This window comes from Goekera deserti, from assembly GCF_010685995.1.
GTDB lineage: Bacteria > Actinomycetota > Actinomycetes > Mycobacteriales > Geodermatophilaceae > Goekera > Goekera deserti.
Genome location: NZ_JAAGWK010000011.1, coordinates 51380 through 69167 on the forward strand (window position 1 = coordinate 51380; position 17788 = coordinate 69167).

The 17788-nt window shown below is 76.5% G+C and carries 15 protein-coding genes; 3 read left to right on the plus strand and 12 right to left on the minus strand.

The genetic code is table 11. The features are described 5' to 3' along the window. Positions 1 to 258 precede the first annotated feature (258 nt). Complete coding sequence (locus G1H19_RS09605; RefSeq protein WP_235927867.1) at positions 259 to 1488, plus strand: AI-2E family transporter; 1230 nt, start codon at positions 259 to 261, stop codon at positions 1486 to 1488. 22 nt (positions 1489 to 1510) lie between these two features. On the opposite strand, the gene G1H19_RS09610 is transcribed toward G1H19_RS09605, so the two are convergent. Beyond that, complete coding sequence (locus G1H19_RS09610) at positions 1511 to 1834, minus strand: DUF3253 domain-containing protein (protein WP_235927868.1); 324 nt, start codon at positions 1832 to 1834, stop codon at positions 1511 to 1513. Between the two features lie 163 nt (positions 1835 to 1997). Between G1H19_RS09610 and G1H19_RS09615 the strand changes: the two genes are divergently transcribed. After that, a complete protein-coding gene (locus G1H19_RS09615) occupies positions 1998 to 2948 on the plus strand; it encodes a proteasome assembly chaperone family protein (RefSeq protein ID WP_162392228.1) in 951 nt (316 codons plus the stop codon). A 38-nt stretch (positions 2949 to 2986) separates the two neighbouring features. On the opposite strand, the gene G1H19_RS09620 is transcribed toward G1H19_RS09615, so the two are convergent. The 10 genes from G1H19_RS09620 to G1H19_RS09665 form a co-directional block, all read right to left on the minus strand. After that, positions 2987 to 4237, minus strand: a complete 1251-nt coding sequence (locus G1H19_RS09620) for an AI-2E family transporter (RefSeq protein ID WP_162392229.1) — start codon at positions 4235 to 4237, stop codon at positions 2987 to 2989. Between the two features lie 1701 nt (positions 4238 to 5938). Continuing rightward, the gene (locus tag G1H19_RS09625) at positions 5939 to 7246 is read right to left on the minus strand and encodes an MFS transporter (protein WP_152727678.1); all 1308 of its coding nucleotides are present in this window, start codon (positions 7244 to 7246) and stop codon (positions 5939 to 5941) included. 158 nt (positions 7247 to 7404) lie between these two features. Then, positions 7405 to 8115 carry a PIG-L deacetylase family protein gene (locus G1H19_RS09630; protein WP_162392230.1) on the minus strand — a complete coding sequence of 237 codons (711 nt, stop codon included), beginning with the start codon at positions 8113 to 8115 and terminating at the stop codon, positions 7405 to 7407. After that, the gene (locus G1H19_RS09635; protein ID WP_162392231.1) at positions 8112 to 9320 is read right to left on the minus strand and encodes a glycosyltransferase family 4 protein; all 1209 of its coding nucleotides are present in this window, start codon (positions 9318 to 9320) and stop codon (positions 8112 to 8114) included. Before G1H19_RS09635 ends, G1H19_RS09630 begins: the two co-directional genes overlap by 4 nt. Further along, on the minus strand, positions 9317 to 10180 hold the full coding sequence (locus G1H19_RS09640) for a sugar phosphate isomerase/epimerase family protein (protein WP_152727676.1): 864 nt from the start codon (positions 10178 to 10180) through the stop codon (positions 9317 to 9319). The genes G1H19_RS09635 and G1H19_RS09640 overlap by 4 nt, the downstream gene beginning before the upstream one ends. Beyond that, positions 10177 to 11637 carry a YcaO-like family protein gene (locus tag G1H19_RS09645; RefSeq protein WP_202925734.1) on the minus strand — a complete coding sequence of 487 codons (1461 nt, stop codon included), beginning with the start codon at positions 11635 to 11637 and terminating at the stop codon, positions 10177 to 10179. Before G1H19_RS09645 ends, G1H19_RS09640 begins: the two co-directional genes overlap by 4 nt. After that, positions 11634 to 12509, minus strand: coding sequence for an MBL fold metallo-hydrolase (locus G1H19_RS09650; RefSeq protein WP_174278030.1), 876 nt, complete (start codon positions 12507 to 12509; stop codon positions 11634 to 11636). The genes G1H19_RS09645 and G1H19_RS09650 overlap by 4 nt, the downstream gene beginning before the upstream one ends. After that, positions 12506 to 13576: a Gfo/Idh/MocA family protein gene (locus tag G1H19_RS09655; protein ID WP_162392232.1), complete on the minus strand. Its 1071-nt coding sequence runs from the start codon at positions 13574 to 13576 to the stop codon at positions 12506 to 12508. Before G1H19_RS09655 ends, G1H19_RS09650 begins: the two co-directional genes overlap by 4 nt. Further along, positions 13573 to 14613: a methyltransferase domain-containing protein gene (locus tag G1H19_RS09660; RefSeq protein WP_235927869.1), complete on the minus strand. Its 1041-nt coding sequence runs from the start codon at positions 14611 to 14613 to the stop codon at positions 13573 to 13575. Before G1H19_RS09660 ends, G1H19_RS09655 begins: the two co-directional genes overlap by 4 nt. Then, entirely contained in the window at positions 14610 to 15569 is a 960-nt protein-coding gene (locus G1H19_RS09665) for a hypothetical protein (RefSeq protein ID WP_235927871.1), read from the minus strand. Before G1H19_RS09665 ends, G1H19_RS09660 begins: the two co-directional genes overlap by 4 nt. Positions 15570 to 15992: 423 nt before the next feature. Here G1H19_RS09665 and G1H19_RS09670 point away from each other — a divergent pair, with 423 nt between their 5' ends. Next, entirely contained in the window at positions 15993 to 16856 is an 864-nt protein-coding gene (locus tag G1H19_RS09670) for an alpha/beta fold hydrolase (protein ID WP_162392233.1), read from the plus strand. Between the two features lie 15 nt (positions 16857 to 16871). On the opposite strand, the gene purU is transcribed toward G1H19_RS09670, so the two are convergent. Beyond that, positions 16872 to 17744 carry a formyltetrahydrofolate deformylase gene (gene purU / locus G1H19_RS09675; RefSeq protein WP_202925735.1) on the minus strand — a complete coding sequence of 291 codons (873 nt, stop codon included), beginning with the start codon at positions 17742 to 17744 and terminating at the stop codon, positions 16872 to 16874. Between the last annotated feature and the right edge of the window lie 44 nt (positions 17745 to 17788).

Here is a 17788-nt window from a genome sequence, read left to right on the forward strand (position 1 = left end):
CGACGGTGGTCCGACGTCCCCGCCCTGGGTGGCCTGCCGGAGGCGCCCTCCGTCCACGATCACCCTGTGCAACGGCCGGGACTGTGCTGGGATCTGTCCATGGCCGACCCTGATCCCTCACCACGGACCGGCTCGACCACCGGCGCGAGCAGCACCGGCCCGAGCACGGTGGGTACCGACGACACCACAGCCGGCAGCACCGGGAGCCCGGCCGGCCGCACGGACGACGCCGCGACGCCCCCCGGTGGTGACGCTGCGGTGACCCAGGCACCACCCCCCGACTGGGAGCGCGGCGAGCGAGCGCGCACCGCGCTGACCAAGGTCGCCGTGGTCGCCGCCCAGCTCATCGTGGTGACCGTCGCCGCGATCGGCATCTGGTACGTGCTGGGCCTGTTCTGGAACGTCCTGCTGCCGGTCATCCTCGGCCTGCTGGTGGCCACCGTGCTCTGGCCGGCGACCCGTTTCCTGCGCAACCACCGCTGGCCACCGGCGCTCGCCGCCGCCACCGTGCTGCTGGTCTTCCTGGCGCTGATCGTCGGTGTGGTCGCCGTCATCGCCCCGCAGGTCGTCAACCAGGTCGAGGAACTCGCCGACGGCGTCACCGGCGGCCTGCAGCAGGTGCAGGAGTGGCTGGCCGGGCCGCCGTTCGACCTCGGCGAGGGCCAGATCGACGACGCCGTCGACTCGGTCATCGACACGGTGCAGAGCAACGCGCAGAACATCGCCGGCTACGCCGTCACCGGAGCCACCGCGATCGGCAACACCCTGCTCAACGTGGTGCTGGCCCTGCTGCTGACCTTCTTCTTCCTCAAGGACGGCCCGCGCTGGGTGCCCTGGCTGGCGGCGCAGACCGGGCCCCGGGCCGCCCCGCACGTCGCCGCGCTGTCGGCCCGGTCCTGGTCCACGCTGTCCGAGTTCATCCGCCAGCAGGCCCTGGTCGGCTTCGTCGACGCGTTCTTCATCGGCATCGGGCTGTTCTTCCTCGACGTCCCGCTGGTGCTGCCGCTGGCCGTGCTCACCTTCTTCGGCGCCTTCGTGCCGATCATCGGCGCCTTCGTCGCCGGCGGCTTCGCCGTGCTCATCGCGCTGGTCAGCAACAGCCCCCAGACGGCACTGTTCGTGCTGATCATCGTGCTGCTGGTCCAGCAGCTGGAGGGCAACGTGCTGCAGCCGATCCTGCAGGGGCGCGGGCTGAACCTGCACGCGGCCGTGGTCATCCTCGCCGTCACCGCCGGCAGCAGCCTGTACGGCATCATCGGCGCCTTCCTGTCCGTCCCGGTCGCGGCCCTGTTCGCGGTCGTCTACCGCTACACCCGGGACGCCCTGGACGGGAAGGAACCGGCGCAGACCATCGAGGGCATGCAGCTGCAGCTCACGAACGCCGCCGACAGCCCGGCCCCCGAGGGAGGCTCCGCCCTGGGCACCGCGCCGGCCGGCGGCGGCGACGGTCCGACGGGCGGCGGGGAGACGCGGTCCCGGCACAGCTGAGCGACCGCCGCCCCGCGCCGCCTCACCCCGGCGACCGGGGACGACGGACCCGGACCGGGCCACGGACGCCGGTGGCGAGGTCGACCACCTCGCCACGCTGCGTGACCTGCACCCGGCCGGCCGACGCGAGCCGGCCGGCGGCGGCCCGGGCCGCGGGCATCAGCGTGCGCCAGCCGTCGGGGTCGACCAGCCGGGCCGCCTCGGACGGGCAGATCGACGCGTCGGCTCGCCGGCGGTCCAGCAGGTCACCGATCGCCCGCTCCAGTCGCGCGTCCAGGTCCCGGTCCGGTTCCTGGCGCGGGGCACCGTCCAGCTGGTGGTCGGGGTCCGGCGGGTCGTCGTCCACGGCACCACCGTGCGCCGTCCGCCGCGCCCGTGCCAGCCGGCCGCGCGCCGTGGGGGCCCGGGCGGGGGACGATGGGAATGAGCGGGGCGTCCGGTGGGCTGACCGGACGAACCCCGCACCGGGCACCGCCCCGGTGCCCACCGCCGACGTCCGAGGAGGACCCGTGGCCCAGCGTCCGGAAGACCTCGTCGAGCTGCTCCCCGCGGCCGACGAGCTGCTCGCCCGCGCGGAGGCCCCCGACCCGGCCACCCGCCCCGACCTCGTGCTCGTGCACGACCTGGCCGGGGAGTTCGACGCCGCCCACGCCGGTGCCCTCGCCGGGGCGCACCTGCTGGCCACCCTGCCGCACGAGACGATCGCGCGCTTCGACGTCGACGCACTGGTCGACTACCGGGGGCACCGGCCGCGGATGACGTTCACCGGTGACAGCTACGCCGCGTTCGCGTCCCCGACGCTGGAGCTGCACGCCCTGCAGGACGACGCCGGGACGCCGTTCCTGCTGCTGCACGGCGACGAGCCCGACTTCGCCTGGGAGCGGTTCACCGCCGCGGTGCTGCAGATCGCCCGGCGCCTCGGCGTCACCCGGCTGTTCGCGATGCAGGCCATCCCGATGCCGGTGCCGCACACCCGCCCGGTCACGGTCACCGCGCACGCCACCCGGCGGGCGCTGATCGAGTCCTACCCGCTGTACTGGGGCGAGATGCGGATCCCGGGCAGCATCGGTGCCCTGCTGGAGCTGCGCGCCGGTGAGGCCGGTCTCGACGCACTGGGCGTCGCCGCGCACGTGCCGCACTACCTGGCGCAGGCCACCTACCCGGCGGCCTCGGTGACGCTGCTGGAGCACCTGTCCGCGCTCACCGGGCTGATCCTGCCCACCGAGACCATGCGCGAGGCCGCCGAGGCCAACCGGACCGAGATCGACGAGCAGATCGGCCGATCGGCGGAGAACGCCGCCGTCGTCGCGCAGCTGGAGGAGCAGTTCGACGCCTTCACGTCCTCGCGGGAGGACACCGGCATGCTCGGCTCGACCGGTGACCTGCCCAGCGGTGAGGAGATCGGCGCCCAGTTCGAGCGCTTCCTCGCCGAGCAGGACCGCCGCCGTCCCGGCGAGTAGCCGGACCCTCCGGAGCAGGGGCGGACACGTGGCACCGGTCAGGGGGACGGGTCGTGGCCACGGTCGGAGTCCGGAGGTCGACCGTGCAACCGCGGCACGTGCACGTGCGCGCGCACCGACTCCAGCGCGGCCCGGCGGTCCAGCACCCGCCGCCGCGCCCGCTTGGTGCGGGGCGCCCGCGGCTCCTCCCGGAGGAGCACGTCCAGCCAGTGGCCGCGCGGGTCGACGTCCACGAGCAGTGCCTTGACCAGCAGGGTGAGCGGGATGGCCAGCAGCGCCCCGAGCGCGCCGAGCACGCTGGACCAGAACAGCAGCGCCAGGAACGTGACCGTCATCGACAGGCCCACCGAGTCACCGACGAACCGCGGCTGCACCAGCGTCTGGACGACGAAGTTGAGCAGCGAGTAGGCGATCACGATGACCAGCAGCTCGCTCCAGCCGCCGTGGAGCAGGCCGAGCAGTGCCGGCGGGGCCACGCCGAGCACGAAGCCGATGTTGGGCACGTAGTTGGTGATGAACGACAGCAGGCCCCACAGCAGGGCGAGCGGGACGCCGAGCCAGCTCAGCACGATGTAGTCGCCGACGGCGACCAGCGCCCCGAAGCAGGAGCTGACCAGCAGGTAGCTGCGGGTGCCGCGGGCGAACAGGCCGAGGGCGATCGGCAGGTGCGGGCGCTCGGCGGCGACCAGTGCCAGCCGCCGGGAGAAGCCGGCCGACTCCAGGGTGACGAACAGCAGCGCCGAGAGCACCAGCACCAGCGTGGAGGCCAGCGACGTCAGCCGGGACAGCGCGCCGGTGGCGAAGCTGACCAGCTGGCCGTAGTCCAGTCGGGAGACCAGGTCGGAGATCTGGCCGGAGTCGAGCCCGGCCCGGGTGAGGTCGTCGGTCACACCGGCGAGCAGCGCGTTGGCCTCGTCGGCGTAGTCGGGCAGCAGCAGCGCGAACTGGGTCACCGCCAGCACGATCAGCCCGACCAGCCCGAGCAGCACGCCGTAGACGAGCAGCAGCAGCACCACCGTGGACAGCCACCGGGGGAAGCCGTGCCGGTCCAGCGCCTGCTGCACCGGCGCGAGCGCCACCACCACGACGACGGCGAGCAGCACCGGGCCCACCAGCCAGGCGATCTCCCGCAGGCCGGCGATGGCCACGGTCGCCGCGGCCAGGCCGAGCAGCACGGTGAGCCAGCGGGGCAGCGCACCGGCCGGCGCGCGGTTCGCCACGGCCAGGCCGTCGGGGGTGCCGGGGGCGAGCGGGTCGCCGGGCGCCCCGTCCCCCGGCAGGACGTCCACCGAGGGCGCGCCCGCGGGGGGCGGGTCGTCGGCCGGTCGTGCACCTGCCGACCGGCCGTCTGCGGGCAGCGCGTCCGTGCCCGGGTGCAGGTCGGCCGGTGTGGGCGCCGTCCGCGCGGGGGCGGCCGGGAGGGGGACGACGTGGGCCGCCGGACCGGCCGCGACGGCCGGGTGATCCGGCGCGGGCGCTGACCCGGGTGCCGGGGACGCGTGCCGCGGTGCAGCCTGAGCCGACCACGGCCGCGCCGCGGAACGGCGCTCGGCCGGCCCGTGCGCCGCCCGGGTCGTGTCCGCCGGCTCCGCGGGGTCGATGGCCGGTGGGCCGGGGGTCGCCGCGCCGTGGCGGAGCGGCGCCGTCGGCTGCTCCGAGGGAGCCGGCGACTGGGCGGGCGTGGACCGTGCACGCACAACCGGCCACACCGCCATGCCGTTCCCCGCTTCCCCCGCGTCGTACAGGTCCTCCCGGGAGTCTCCCCCGCGTCCCCGGCGGTGGCCATGCAGGGGCAGGGCGTGTCCGCCACCGGGACGGGTGCGGCACGGCGTCGGGTGCGGTCAGCTCACCGGCGAGACCAGACCCGACCCCCGAGCGAGCGCCGTCCCGGGCGCAGGTCGACGGTGAACGGCCGACCGCAGACCGATCCCCGACCACCCGCGCCCCGCCCCACCCGCGCCGCGCCGCGCCGCCGGGCGGCAGTGGCCCCCATCCGGCCACGGACCGGCTCAGCTCGGCCCATGACGGGCCACTGCCCGACCGCCCGCGACGCCCCGGCACCGGCGACGCGCGCCGCAGGGCAGCAGGGCAGCAGGGCAGCAGTGGCCTCTAGCCGGCCACGCACAGGCCCTTCACGGCCGACGACGGGCCGATGCCCAGTTGCTCGCGGACACCCGCGTCACCGACGCCACCCCCGGCACCCCGAACGCCCACACCGCCCCCAACCGCCCCCGCCACTCGCCGCCCGCGGCACCGCCGGGCAGCAGCGGCCCCGCGTCGGCCACGAACCGGCTCGGTACGGCCGAGAGCGGGCCAATGCCCGGGCGCTCGCGAACACCGCGCCGCCCGCGCCACCCCGGCCCCCCGCGCTGGCCCGCCGCCAGGCAGCAGTGGCCCCCCTCCAGCCACGGACCGGCTCAGCTCGGCCGACGACGGGCCACTGCCCGACCGCCCGCGAAACCCAGGCCACCGGCGTCCCCGGTGTTCGCGCCCGCGCCGCCTCCCGCCCCCGCGCCGCCCGCGGCATCCGCACCACGCCCGCGTTGCCAGGCAGCAATGACCCCGGTCCGGCCACGAACCGACTCAACACGGCCGACGACGGGCCACTGCCCGAGCGCTCGCGGACACCCGCCGGCACCCGCCGGCACCCGCGGCACCCGCGCCGCGGGGCAGCAGTGGCCCTGGGCCGGCCACGAACCGGCCGAGCATGGCCGACGGCGGGCACATGCCCGGTTCCGCCCGCCGTCGACGGCCGGAGGGCGGGGACGGGCGGCGCTGTCGGTGCCGTCCGGCTGGGACCAGGCGGCCGCGGAGCCCGCTCGCGCTCCGCGCGCGTCCCATGCGGGAGGGCGCCGGCCCGGCGCGCGGAGGCGCCCGTCAGCCGCGGGCGCCGGCCCGGCGCGCGGAGGCGCCCGTCAGCCGCGGGCGCCGGCCCGGCGCGCGGAGGCGTCCGTCAGCCGCGGGCGCCGGCCCGGCGGGAGGAGCGTCCGTCAGCCGGGGGCGCCGGCCCGGCTCGCCCGCGCCGCGACCAGCGAGAGGGCACCCACCACGCCGACGGCGGAGAACAGGTAGAAGCCCCACGGGAAGGCCAGACCCGCGGTGAGCAGGGCACCGGTGATCACCGGCCCGGTGATGGCGCCGATGCGACCGGCGCCGGCCGACCAGCCCAGCGCGGTGGCGCGCACCTGCGGCGGGTGGTTGGCGCTGACGAAGGCGTAGACCAGCACCTGCGCGCTGAACACGAAGCAGCCGGTCAGGAACACCATGACGTAGATGCCGGCGATCGGCAGCCGCACCGACAGCAACGCCAGGAAGACCGCGGCGGCGGCGAACCACCCGATGCCGGCGGCCCGGATGCCGATCCGGTCGGCGACCCGGCCGGCGACCAGCAGCCCGACGATCGCGCCCACGTTGAGCACCAGCAGGAAGGCCAGCGCGTCGCCCAGGTCGTAGTCGGCCTCCCGCATGATCGTGGGCAGCCAGTTGTTGAGCCCGTAGACCAGCAGCAGGCCCATGAACGAGGTGAGTCCGACGACCAGCGTGGTGCGGCGGTAGGCCGACCCGAACAGCGTGCCCAGCGTGGACGTCGCCTCCGGCGCGCCACCGGCGTCGAGGGCCGGCTCGGCCAGGGCGAGCCCGTGCTGCGCGGCGACCCGCTCGGCGTCCGCGCGCCGTCCGGTGGCCAGCAGGTGGGCCGGGGACTCCGGCAACCGGCGCAGCATCAGCGGCACCACGACCAGCGCGGGCAGCGCGCCGATGACGAACATCCAGCGCCAGCCCAGCGGCTCGACGACGACGATCGCCAGCCCGGCGGTCAGCACCGCGCCCACGTGGTAGCCGGTCATCACCCGGGTGGTGGCCTGCCCGCTGCGGCTGCCGCGGGAGAACTCGTTCACCATGGCGATCGCGGTCGGCAGGCAGCCGCCCAGCCCGAGCCCGGCCAGGAAGCGCAGCGCACCGAACACCTCGGCGTTCGGCGCGACCGCGCACAGCAGGGTGAACAGCGAGAAGAACGCCACGGCCCCGATCAGCGCCCGGCGCCGTCCGAAGCGGTCGGTGAGCGCACCGGTGGCGAGCGCGCCGATCATCATGCCGACCAGCCCGATGGTGACCACGGCGGTGGCGCCGCCGGGTGACAGGTCGTACCCGGCCGGCGTGCGCAGCGTGGGCACCACGGTGCCGACCACCACCAGGTCGAACCCGTCGAGCAGGACCGCCACCCAGCACAGCGAGGTCACCCAGCCGGCTCCCCGGCCCCGGCGGCTCTCGTCCTGCTCGTGCAGGGGTGTGCTGACCATGGGGGGACCTCCGGTGTGGGCGTCGGACCGCGCGGCGGCGCGGACCGGCACGACCGGGGGCACCGGCCGTGCCCGACGACCTTAGGAACCGGTGCGGACCGGCACCACCCGGGGCCACCCGGCGCGGGGCGTCGGGGCGGGGCGTCGGGGCGGGCGGCTCAGCCCAGGGCGTCCAGCACCGTGCGCGCAGCCGGCCCGGCGAGCAGCGGCTCCCCCAGCCCCGCCAGCGCCTCGCGCATGGCGTCCGGGCCGCCGAACTGGAAGCCGAGCTGGGTGGTGTAGCAGGCGCAGGCGTCGGCCCGCCGTCCCCGGTCACCCGGCAGCTCGCGGGTCTGCACCCCGCCGGGCAGGTGCGCCCCGGGGACGGCGTCCGGCGCGCGCAGCACGTAGGGGCTGTCCCGCCACCAGGCGGTCGGCCGGTCCAGCGAGGCGACCGCGCGCAGCACCTGCAGGTGGTCGACGTGCCCGCCGAGGCCCTGCGGGGCCAGCCACAGGTCGGCCTCGTACCCGGTCAGGGCGTCGGCCAGCTGCCGCCACAGGTCGTCGCCCGGGTGCACGCCGGCGAACAGGTCACCGGCGCTGATGTAGCCCCGGTGCGGTGCCTCGGGCAGGTCCAGGTGCACCGGGTGGGCGCCGAGCACGGCCATGGCGGCGGCGTCCTCGGCCCGGCGCAGCGCCATGTAGTCGACGTCGGGCCCCAGGCCCTTGTCGGTCTGGCAGGCCAGCGCGAAGCCGGTCGGGTCGGGCACGCTGCGGGTGAGGCAGGTCAGCACCGTCACCTCGTGCCCGGCGTCGGCGAGCACCGCCAGCGTGGCGCCGACGGAGAACGCGGCGTCGTCCAGGTGCGGGCTGACCGCCAGCACCCTCACAGCAGGTGGGCCGCAGCCCGGAACCGGCAGGTGCCGTCGACCTCGTCGGGCAGGGTCCAGCCGGTGTCCGGGGTGGTGCCGGCCAGGGCCCGGTACTGCGCGTCGACCGCCCGGGCGAGCACCGGCCAGGAGTAGAGCCGGCGCACCTCCTCCAGGGCGGTGCCGGCCAGCCGCGCGCGCAGCGCCCCGTCGCCGAGCAGCCGCTCCAGGGTCTTGCGCAGGCCGGGCACGTCGCCGGGCTCGTGCAGCAGGCCGTCCACGTCGCTGGTCAGGCAGTCGACGACCCCGACGCTGTCGGTGCTGACCACCGGCAGGCCGCTGGCCATGGCCTCCAGGATCGTGTTGGAGAAGCCCTCGCTGTAGGTGGGGCTGACGAACACGTCGGCCCGCCGGTACACCGCGGGGGCGTCGGTGGGGTGCACGTAGCCCAGGAACTCGGTGCGCCCGTCGGCCCGCGCCCGTGCCTCCTCCAGGTCCGGGCCGATCCCGGAGACCAGCAGCCGGACGCCGTCCGGCAGCGCCTCCAGCAGGTCCAGCACGCCCTTGCGCCGGTCGACCCGGCCGTGGAAGAGCAGCACCGGCGGGTCGGCCAGGCTGCCCAGCGGGCGTGGGCCCGGGGTGAACCGGGCGGTGTCGGTGGCGCCGGGGACGATGGTGAACCGGGCCGGGTCGGTGCCCAGGTTCGCGACCACCTCGTCCCGAAAGCTGGCCGAGCCGATCAGCACTGCGCCCGCGTGGTCGAGCACCGCGGTCATCGCGGCGTGGTGGGTGGTGCAGCAGGTGCCCACCCAGTGCCCGTCGCCGCCCTGGATGCTGACCAGGTTCGGCACCCCGGTCTCCCGGGAGGCGGCCAGCACCGCCAGGCCCGGTGGGTAGCCGTACTGCGCGTGCAGCACGTCGAACGGCGCCTCGGCGTGCAGCTCGACCACCGCACGGGTCAGCTCGGCGGTGTCGGCCTCGAAGTCGGCCGGCACCACCGTCTCGCCCCGGCTGGGCAGCGCGACCACCCGCACCCCGGCCGGCACCCGCTCGGCCGGCGGCGGCCCGCCGCCGTAGACGGCGGTGCCCGCGGCGTCGTCCCGGTACTGGCTGACCAGGACGACGTCGTGCCCCAGCGCCACGAGCTCGCGCAGCAGGTTCTCCGCGTACACGCTCATGCCGCTGACGGCCGGCCAGTACCGCCGGCTGACCAGGCAGATCCTCACGGTGCGATGCCGGCGGCGGCCTCCGCCTTGGCGAGGGTGTCCATCGCGGTCGGGATCATCTCGTTGGCCCGACCGGAGTCGCTGGACAGCTCCAGGGTGACCAGCTTGTCGTAGCCCACCTCGGCCATGGCGCTGAGCACGGCCACCAGGTCCAGGTCGCCCTCGCCGAGCGGCAGGTGGGTGTGCACGCCCCGCGCCATGCCCTCCAGGGCGATGCTGCCCAAGTGCGGGGCGAAGGCGCGCACCGCGTCCTCCGGCTCGAAGGCACCGCCCACGATGCAGTGGCCGGTGTCCAGCGCCAGGTCGACGCCGGGTACCCGCTCGTGCAGGGTCGCCCACTCGCCGGCGTCGCCGACCAGCATGCCCGGCTCGGGCTCGATCGCCAGGGAGTAGCCGCGCCCGCCGTGGCTGTCCACCAGCGCCTGCACGCCCTCCACCGCCCAGGCCCAGGCCTGCTCGGGGCTGGTGTGCGGCCCGGGCACGCCGGTCCAGAAGCTGACCGCCTCGGCGCCGAGGACCTCGGCCAGGTCGCAGGACAGCCGCAGGTAGGCCAGCCGGCGGGCCCGCGCGTCGGCGTCGGCGGTGACCAGCGTCGGCTCGTGCTTGACCCTCGGGTTCAGCAGGAACTTGGCCCCGGTCTCGATCACCACGCCCAGCCCCAGGGCGTCGCAGCGGGCCCGCAGCGCCTCGGCGCGGGCCATCACGTCGGGCACGAACGGGTCGAAGTGGTTGACGTCCAGGGTCAGCGCGACACCGGCGTAGCCGTTCTCGGCCAGCATCTCCACCGCGTCGTCCAGGCGGTGGTGGGCCAGGCCGTTGGTGTTGTAGGCGTACCGGAAGTGGTGGGCGGTGGAGGTCATGCCAGCTCCTTCTGCAGGTGGAGGGCCACGACGTGGCGGCCCGGTTCGCGGTACAGGGCGTAGAGGTCGCCGACCCGGGCGTCGGCCCCGGCACGGTCGAACCAGGCGGGGCCGCCGAGGCGCTGCTCGGCGTCGGCGGTGAGCAGCACGCGCGCCCAGCCCCCGGGGTCGCTGCCGACGGCGACGAGCGGGTCGCCGCGCTCCAGCAGCCGGGCCACCCCGCGCTCGCCGATCCGGCCGTAGCTCATCGTCTCGACCTCCAGGCCGGGCACGACCGCCTTGGCGGCCACCGCCTCGCCGTCGGAGGGCTGCAGCTGGACCAGCACGTCCAGCCCCTCGGCGTGTAGGCCGCCGACGACGTGGGCGTGCAGGTCGTCTCCGGACCAGCGCGGCAGGTCGGCCAGCCGCACCGTCGAGCGCCGGGACAGCACCGTGTCCCGCAGCCGGTCGACCAGGTCGCCGGTGGGCCGGCGGGCCCAGTCCAGCATCGCCCGCAGTGCCCGGTCCTCCTCGGCCAGTCGGTCCGGCGGGTGCCCGGCGGTCCAGGCGTCGAGGTAGCCGGGCGGGGTGGCCCGCGCGACGACGTCCAGCGGGCCGTGCATCAGGGCCTTGCGGCTGCGGGCGGCGACGAACTCGTGCAGCGCCTTGCGGACCGCGGCCTCCCGGTCGGGGTGCGCGGCCTCCCCGCAGGCGGTGGCCATCACCGGCACCGGCTCGCTGCCGTCGCGCGAGCAGCCGACCGCGTACACGTCGACGACGCCGTGCTCGGTGCTGGCCAGCTTCACCACCACGTCGATGCCGGCGGCGTCCAGCCGGGCCAGCAGCGCGCGGGAGTCGGGGTCGGTGACGCCGTCCAGGTCGACGACCACACCCCGGTCCATCGCCCGGAAGCCGGTGGCGTTGCCGTCGCGCTGCAGCATCTCCAGCAGGGCGTGCGCGACGGCGGCGTCCGGGTCGGTGTGCGCGCCCTGGCCGTTGCTGATCGGGGTGGTCAGCCAGCCACCGGGCGGCGGCGCACCCGGCAGGTCGTCGGGGGTGGAGGCGACCAGCTCGGCGGGCACGAGCACCTGCTCGCCGTCGCGCAGCCGGGTCATCGGCAGCCACTGCAGCGGGCGGTCGGGCGTGTAGTCCGACCCCGCCTCCAGGCAGAGGGTGAGCGGGTCGGCCACCCGGTCGGCGCTGCGCCGGGCGACGAGCTCGGCGTAGGAGGCCTGCACCCGCTCCTGCGGCTGCAGTGCCCGGCCGGACAGCGCCATCTCGGTCATCTCACCCAGCGCGCCGGTGCGGGCCTCCTCCGCGGTGGCGCCGTAGCCCAGGCCGGACCCGCCGGGGTGCCCACCGGTCGCCGCGACGACGGCGCTGTGCAGGTGCACCTCCAACACGTCCATGCCGACCACCGGGAACTCGGTGACCGAGCCGGCCGGGTAGGAGGCCAGGTACCGCTCGGCCGGGGTCACGACAGCTCCTCCAGCGGGACGGGGCCGGCGTCCGGGCGCCCCGCGAGCAGCCGGTCGACCAGGTGCACGACGTGCTCGGTGGTCACCCCGACGACGCCCTCGAACGGCGTGTAGACCGCGCCGAAGTCCAGCTCGGCGACCACCCCGCGGTACTCCCGCAGCTCGGCGTGGCTCAGCGGGATCTGGGCGTGGAAGGCCTTGTGCGCGCTCAGCGCCACCGGGGCGCCGGCGTCGTCCAGGTCGACCTTGAGCGCGTCGCCGCAGAACAGCACGCCGCGGCGGGCGTCGTGCAGCACGCTGTGCCCGGCGAAGTGCCCGCCGGTGCGGTGCATGGTCAGCCCGGGCGCCAGCTCCAGGGTCTCGTCCACCGGCCAGGTGACCCGGAACGCCTTGGTCCAGGTCAGGTCGCGCACGCCGATCGCCACCGTGGCCGGCTCCAGCTCGGCCTGCAGCTGCCACAGCGCGCCGTAGCCGTGCACGTGGCTGGAGGCGAGCACGTCCAGCCCGCCGTGCTCCCCGGCCATCCGTCGCAGCTGCGCCAGCGCCTCGGCCGAGTACCAGGGCGCGGCCTCGAAGCCGACCAGGCCGGCGTCGGTCTCGATCACCCAGCCCCGGCTGTCCAGGCCGAAGCGCGGCGTGCAGCCGAAGCCGGTGATGCCGGCGACCGCGCTCGGGCCCCAGTGCGAGGTGACCTGGGCGTCGACCTCCTTGGCGGTGACGAACTCGAAGCCGTGCTCCGGCAGCGCGTTGCGCACGTCGGCGCAGACCGGGCAGGTGAGCGGCCCGGGGGCCGGCCAGCGCTGCCAGTGCCCGCAGTTGGTGCAGGCGTAGGCCGGCAGGTCGGGCAGCAGCCCGCGGTAGGGGTTGGTCACGAGGGGACTCCGGTTCTGGGTGCGGATGCGGGTGCGGCGCTGCCGAGTGCGTCGAGCAGCAGCCGGTGCAGGCCGAGGTCGCGGGCGGCCGGGTACGGCCAGGGGGCGCGGCCGGCCACCGCGGCGGTGAAGGCGGCCAGTTGCGCGGCGAACGGGTCGCCGTCGCCGAACGGCACGTCGGTGGGCTCCGGGGCGGACCACGTCAGGGAGCCGCCGGCGGTCTGCCCCATCGTGTCGACGGCGACCGCGTGGCCCGCGGTGCCGACCACCTCCAGCCGGCGGCGGGGCAGCTCGTCGGGCGTGTTGTAGGCGACGTGCAGGCTGACCAGCACCCCGCCGGGGGTGCTGCCGGCGAGCAGCGCGCCGTCGTCGGCACCGGCCGGGTAGTCGTGCACCCGCTGCTGCAGCACCGCGTGCAGCGTGCTCACGTCCTCGCCCAGCAGGACGCCGACCAGGTCCAGGCCGTGCGGGGCCAGGTCGATCGCGGCGCCGCCGCCGGCGCGGGCCGGGTCTACCCGCCAGTTGTCGTGCGGCAGCCCGTCCGGCGTCCAGTCCGCGGGCAGCCAGCAGCAGTAGACGATCCGCACCGCGGTGACCGTGCCCAGCCGGGGCAGCAGCGCGCGCAGCCGCACGTGCGCGGGGTGGAAGCGCTGGTCGAAGGCGGTGCCGAGCAGCACGCCGGCCCGCTCGCACGCCGCGACCACGGCCTCGGCGTCCGGCACGTCGGCGGCCAGCGGCTTCTCGCAGAGCACCGCCTTCCCGGCGGCGGCCGCGGCCTCGACCAGCGGCCGGTGCGCGTGGTTGGGCGAGGCGACGTACACCGCGTCCAGGCCGGGGGTGGCGAGGAACTCCGCGAGGTCGGTGCTGCGGGTGGCGGTCTCCACCGGCATCCGGGCCATCGCGGCGGGGTCCCGGTCGTGCAGGGCCACCACCCGCGCGCCGTCGGTGGCCAGCAGGCCGGGCAGGGCGTGGTCGCGGGCCACCCAGCCGCAGCCGGCGATGCCCCAGCCGATGCTGCCCCGGCCGGCGCTGCCCCCGCCGGCGCTGCCCCGGTCGACGGTGGTCACCAGGCCTCCGGCAGGTCGAGCAGCAGCCGGCGCCGGGCGGCGTCGGCGGGCAGCGGGTCGGGCCAGCGGGACGGCAGGTACCCCGAGCGGGGGCCGTACTCGGCGGCGTAGCGCTCGCTGGGCCAGCGCAGCTCCCCGTCGACGTACAGCGGGTTGGGCCGCAGCGGACCGACCGGCTCGCCCAGGTCCACCGGCGCGGGCCCGAGCGGGTCGCCGGCCACCAGGGCCACGGCCTCGCTGGCCTCCAGGACCGGCGCCGGTGCCGGCTGCGGGGCGCGGTGCTCCAGCAGGGCGCGGGTGAGCTCGGCGTCGTCGTAGAGCAGGCCGGTGCCCAGCACCTCGGCGTACCCGGAGGCGGTCAGCGGGGCCCCGGACGGGTCGGCCACGTGCGCGTGCCCGACCACCACGGTGCCGCCGGGGCCGGCCAGGGCGTGCAGCGCCGCGGCGGCGGCGGGCTTGTCGCGCAGGAAGTAGAACGCGTCGTGGCAGAACACGTAGCGGTCACCGTCGACGGTCGGCAGGCCGCCGGCGGTCACGTCCGCGCACAGGTACGCGGCCTCCGGGCACACGAACCGCCGGGCCAGCCACAGCTTCGCCCAGACGACGTCGATGCCGAGCAGGTCGGTGCAGCCACGGCGGTGCAGCTCCCGCAGGTAGTGCCCCACCCCGCAGGCGACTTCCACGACCGGCCGCCCGGCCGGCCAGTGCCGGCCCAGCAGCGCCAGCCCGGCCAGGTAGGTGGGGTCGGACCAGCGGTGTGCGAAGTAGTCGCCCACCCGGCCCATGCCGAGCAGGTCCATCGCCTCCCGCAGCGTCGCGGCGTGCACCACCCAGGCCAGCTGCTCCGGCGGCGGGGGCGCCTCGCCCCACCAGTCGTCGGCGTCGGCCAGCAGCGCCACCCGGGCGCCGTCCACGTCGCCGTCGGCCAGCAGCTGCCGCACCCGCTGCTGCAGCTCCTCCCGCCCGGCCCGGGCGAACGGGATGCCGTCGACCACCGGGGCGGTGGCCACCGCGGCGGTCACCGGGCCAGCTGTCACGAGGCCAGCCCGGCGGCGGCGAGCACCTCGTGGTGGAAGGCCTGGACCGGGCCGGCGTGCACCAGCTCCAGGTCGTCCAGGGCCTGGCCGGCGGTGAAGGCCGCGGCCCGCGCGTGGTGGTGCACCTGCAGCACCCGGTCGAGCACGTCGGCGGTGTGGAAGGCCCGGGACTCCGGTGCCACGGCGTCGGCACGCAGGGCCAGCACGGTGCGCAGCCGCCCGGCCAGCCCGGCCGGCAGCACGGCCAGCTCCCGGGCCTCCAGGGTGCCGATCACGGTGTCGAGGTGGTCACCGAGCAGCACCTCACCGGCGAACCCGGCGTCCGGCAGCAGCACGTTGTGCAGGTGGTGGGCCATCCCGACCAGGAACGGCGGCACCGGGTCGGCGCCGAACACCGGGGCGACCAGCACGCCGTAGACGGCGACGGTGAGGCAGTGGTCGCCGTGGCTCTCCGGCGGCTCGACCATGATCCGGGCGACCCCGGGTGCGGTCGCGCCGGCCCGCGGCTGGGCGATGAGCCGGGGCACCAGCAGCGGGGCGGGCACCGCGGGGGTGCGCACGAGCGGCAGGGCGTCGCGCAGCCGGTCGCGCAGCGCGCCGTCCAGCACGCCGGCGACCTCGTCGAACCCGCGGCGCAGCACCGCGGCCGCGTCGTCCGGGGCGAGCCCGGCACCGGCCAGCACGGCCGCGTCGATGCCGGCGAGCCGTGCCCGGGCCACGGCGGCGGCGGTCTCGGACAGGGCCACCACCGCGGGGTCCTCGCCCTCGACGAGCCGGGCCCACCCGCGGGCGAAGGCCTGCTCGGCGAGCGACCCGTCGGCGCCGGCGACCCGCACGCGCTTGGCGTCACCGATCTCGGCCAGCAGGGGGCGCAGCCGCGCCAGGGCGGCGGTGCCCGGGTGGGTCCCGGCGCGGGGGTCGGTGGTGAGCGCAGCGGGGGACGGCGGGTGCGGCACGTGCACTCCTCTCGACGGGCGGGGCGGTGTCGGCGACGGCAGGCCGAGGGCGGCGGACGGCCGCGGGACGGACCGGGGCGCGGGCTCGACCACCGGCGCCCCCACGAGGTTGCATCAGCATCGGATGCCGGGCAACTGGTTGAGTTCTCACATGACCGGGCGCGACCGACCTGTGCCGGCAGTCAGATGACGAGCCGGGGCGCCGGCCCGCCCCCGCCTGTCGGGTGGCGCCACCGGCTGAGCGCGTCCCCCGTCCCTGCCCCGGCCGGGCGGGTGCACACCTGTGGTCGTCGTCCCGGGCGCGTCCGGCCGTGTCGGCGACCCCGACCGCGCAGTCGAGCACCTGCGCCGCAGCCCGGTCCGGCGCCAGCGCCGGCGCGGAACAGGGTGGAACGCCGCGGCGCGCGCTGACAGGGTGGCGGCGTGGAACACCTCGTGGACGTCGCGCCCGGCACGCAGCTGTGGGTCGAGGAGCGAGGGGACGACGCCGCGACCCCGGTGCTGCTGGTGATGGGCGCGGCCAGCAGCGGGCTGGTCTGGCCCGACGCGCTGGTCGACCGGCTCGCCGCAGCCGGTCACCGGGTCGTCCGCTACGACCACCGGGACACCGGCCGCTCGACCTGGGGCTTCGACGCGCGGCCCTACGAGCTGCGCGAGCTGGCCGAGGACGCCGTCCGGGTGCTGGACGCCCTGGGCATCGAGCGGGCGCACGTGGTCGGCATGTCGATGGGCGGGCTGCTCACCCAGCTGCTGCTGCTGGACCACCCCGACCGGATGCGCAGCGCGACCCTGTTCTGCACCGGCCCGCTGGCCGGCGCGCCGGGCGCCGCCGACCTGCCCGGGCCGGCCCCGGAGCTGCTCGCGGTGTGGGCGACGATGGCCGAGCCGCGGGACGAGGCCGCCGAGCTGGAGTGGCGGGTGGCGCACTGGCGGGCCCTCAACGGCAGCGGGACGCCGTTCGACGGCGCGGAGTTCCGGGCGCTGGAGCTGCGCGTGGTGCGGCACAGCGGGCGATCGGACATGCCCGTCGCGCACGCCCTCGCCGGCACCGGCGGCCTGGACCGCGGCGCGGAGCTGGCCGGCACCGGCGTCCCGACGCTGGTGGTCGACGCGCCCGCGGACCCGGCCTACCCGCCGCCCACGGCCGCGGTGCTGGCCGCCGCCCTCGGCGCGCGCACGGTGACCGTGCCGGGGATGGGGCACGCGCTGGGCGCCGCCGTCCTCGGCCCGCTGCTGGACGCGGTCGAGGAGCACCTGGCCGCGGTCGACCGGCGCACCGCGGGCTGACCCGCGGGTGCCGCGTCAGGCGAAGACGATGGTCTTGGCGCCGTCGACGATGACCCGGTCCTCCACGTGCCAGGTGACCGCCTGGGCCAGCACCTGGCGCTCCACGTAGCGGCCCACCCGGCGCATGTCCTCCACGGTGGCCCGGTGGTCGATCCGGGCGACCTCCTGCTCGATGATCGGCCCGGCGTCGAGCTCGGCGGTGACGTAGTGCGCGGTGGCGCCGATCAGCTTGACGCCCCGGTCGGCCGCGGCCTGGTAGGGGTTGGCGCCGACGAAGGCCGGCAGGAAGCTGTGGTGGATGTTGATCAGCCGCTCCGGGAACCGGGCGCAGAAGTCGGCCGACACGATCTGCATGTAGCGGGCCAGCACCACCAGGTCGACGTCGCCGACCAGCTCCAGCGCACGGGCCTCCGCCTCGGCCTTGGTGTCGGGGGTGACCGGCACGTGGTGGAACGGCACGCCGTGCGCCCGGGCCACCGGCTCGAGGTCGGGGTGGTTGGACACGACGACGGCGATGTCGGCCCGCAGGTCCCCCGACCCCACCCGGTACAGCAGCTCCTGCAGCACGTGGTCGGTCTTCGACACGAACACCGCGACCCGCGGCCGGTCGGCGGCCAGCGTGAGACGCCAGGTGAGCTGGAACTCCCCCGTGAGCGCCTCGAGCCGCGCCTCCAGCTCCGCCCGGCGGGCCGCGAGGTCGGCGAGCACGAACTCCAGCCGCAGCGTGAAGGTGCCGCCGGCCGGGTCGGAGGAGTGCTGCTGGGAGTCCACGATGTTGGCCCCCGCGTCGGCCATCAGCCCGGACAGTGCCGCCACGATGCCGGGGCGGTCGGGGCAGCGGACGACGAGGCGGCCGACGTCGGCGGTACGGGGATCGGGTGCGGGCACGCCGGTGATCGTCCCAGCCCGGCCGCCGCCGGTGATGATCAGGG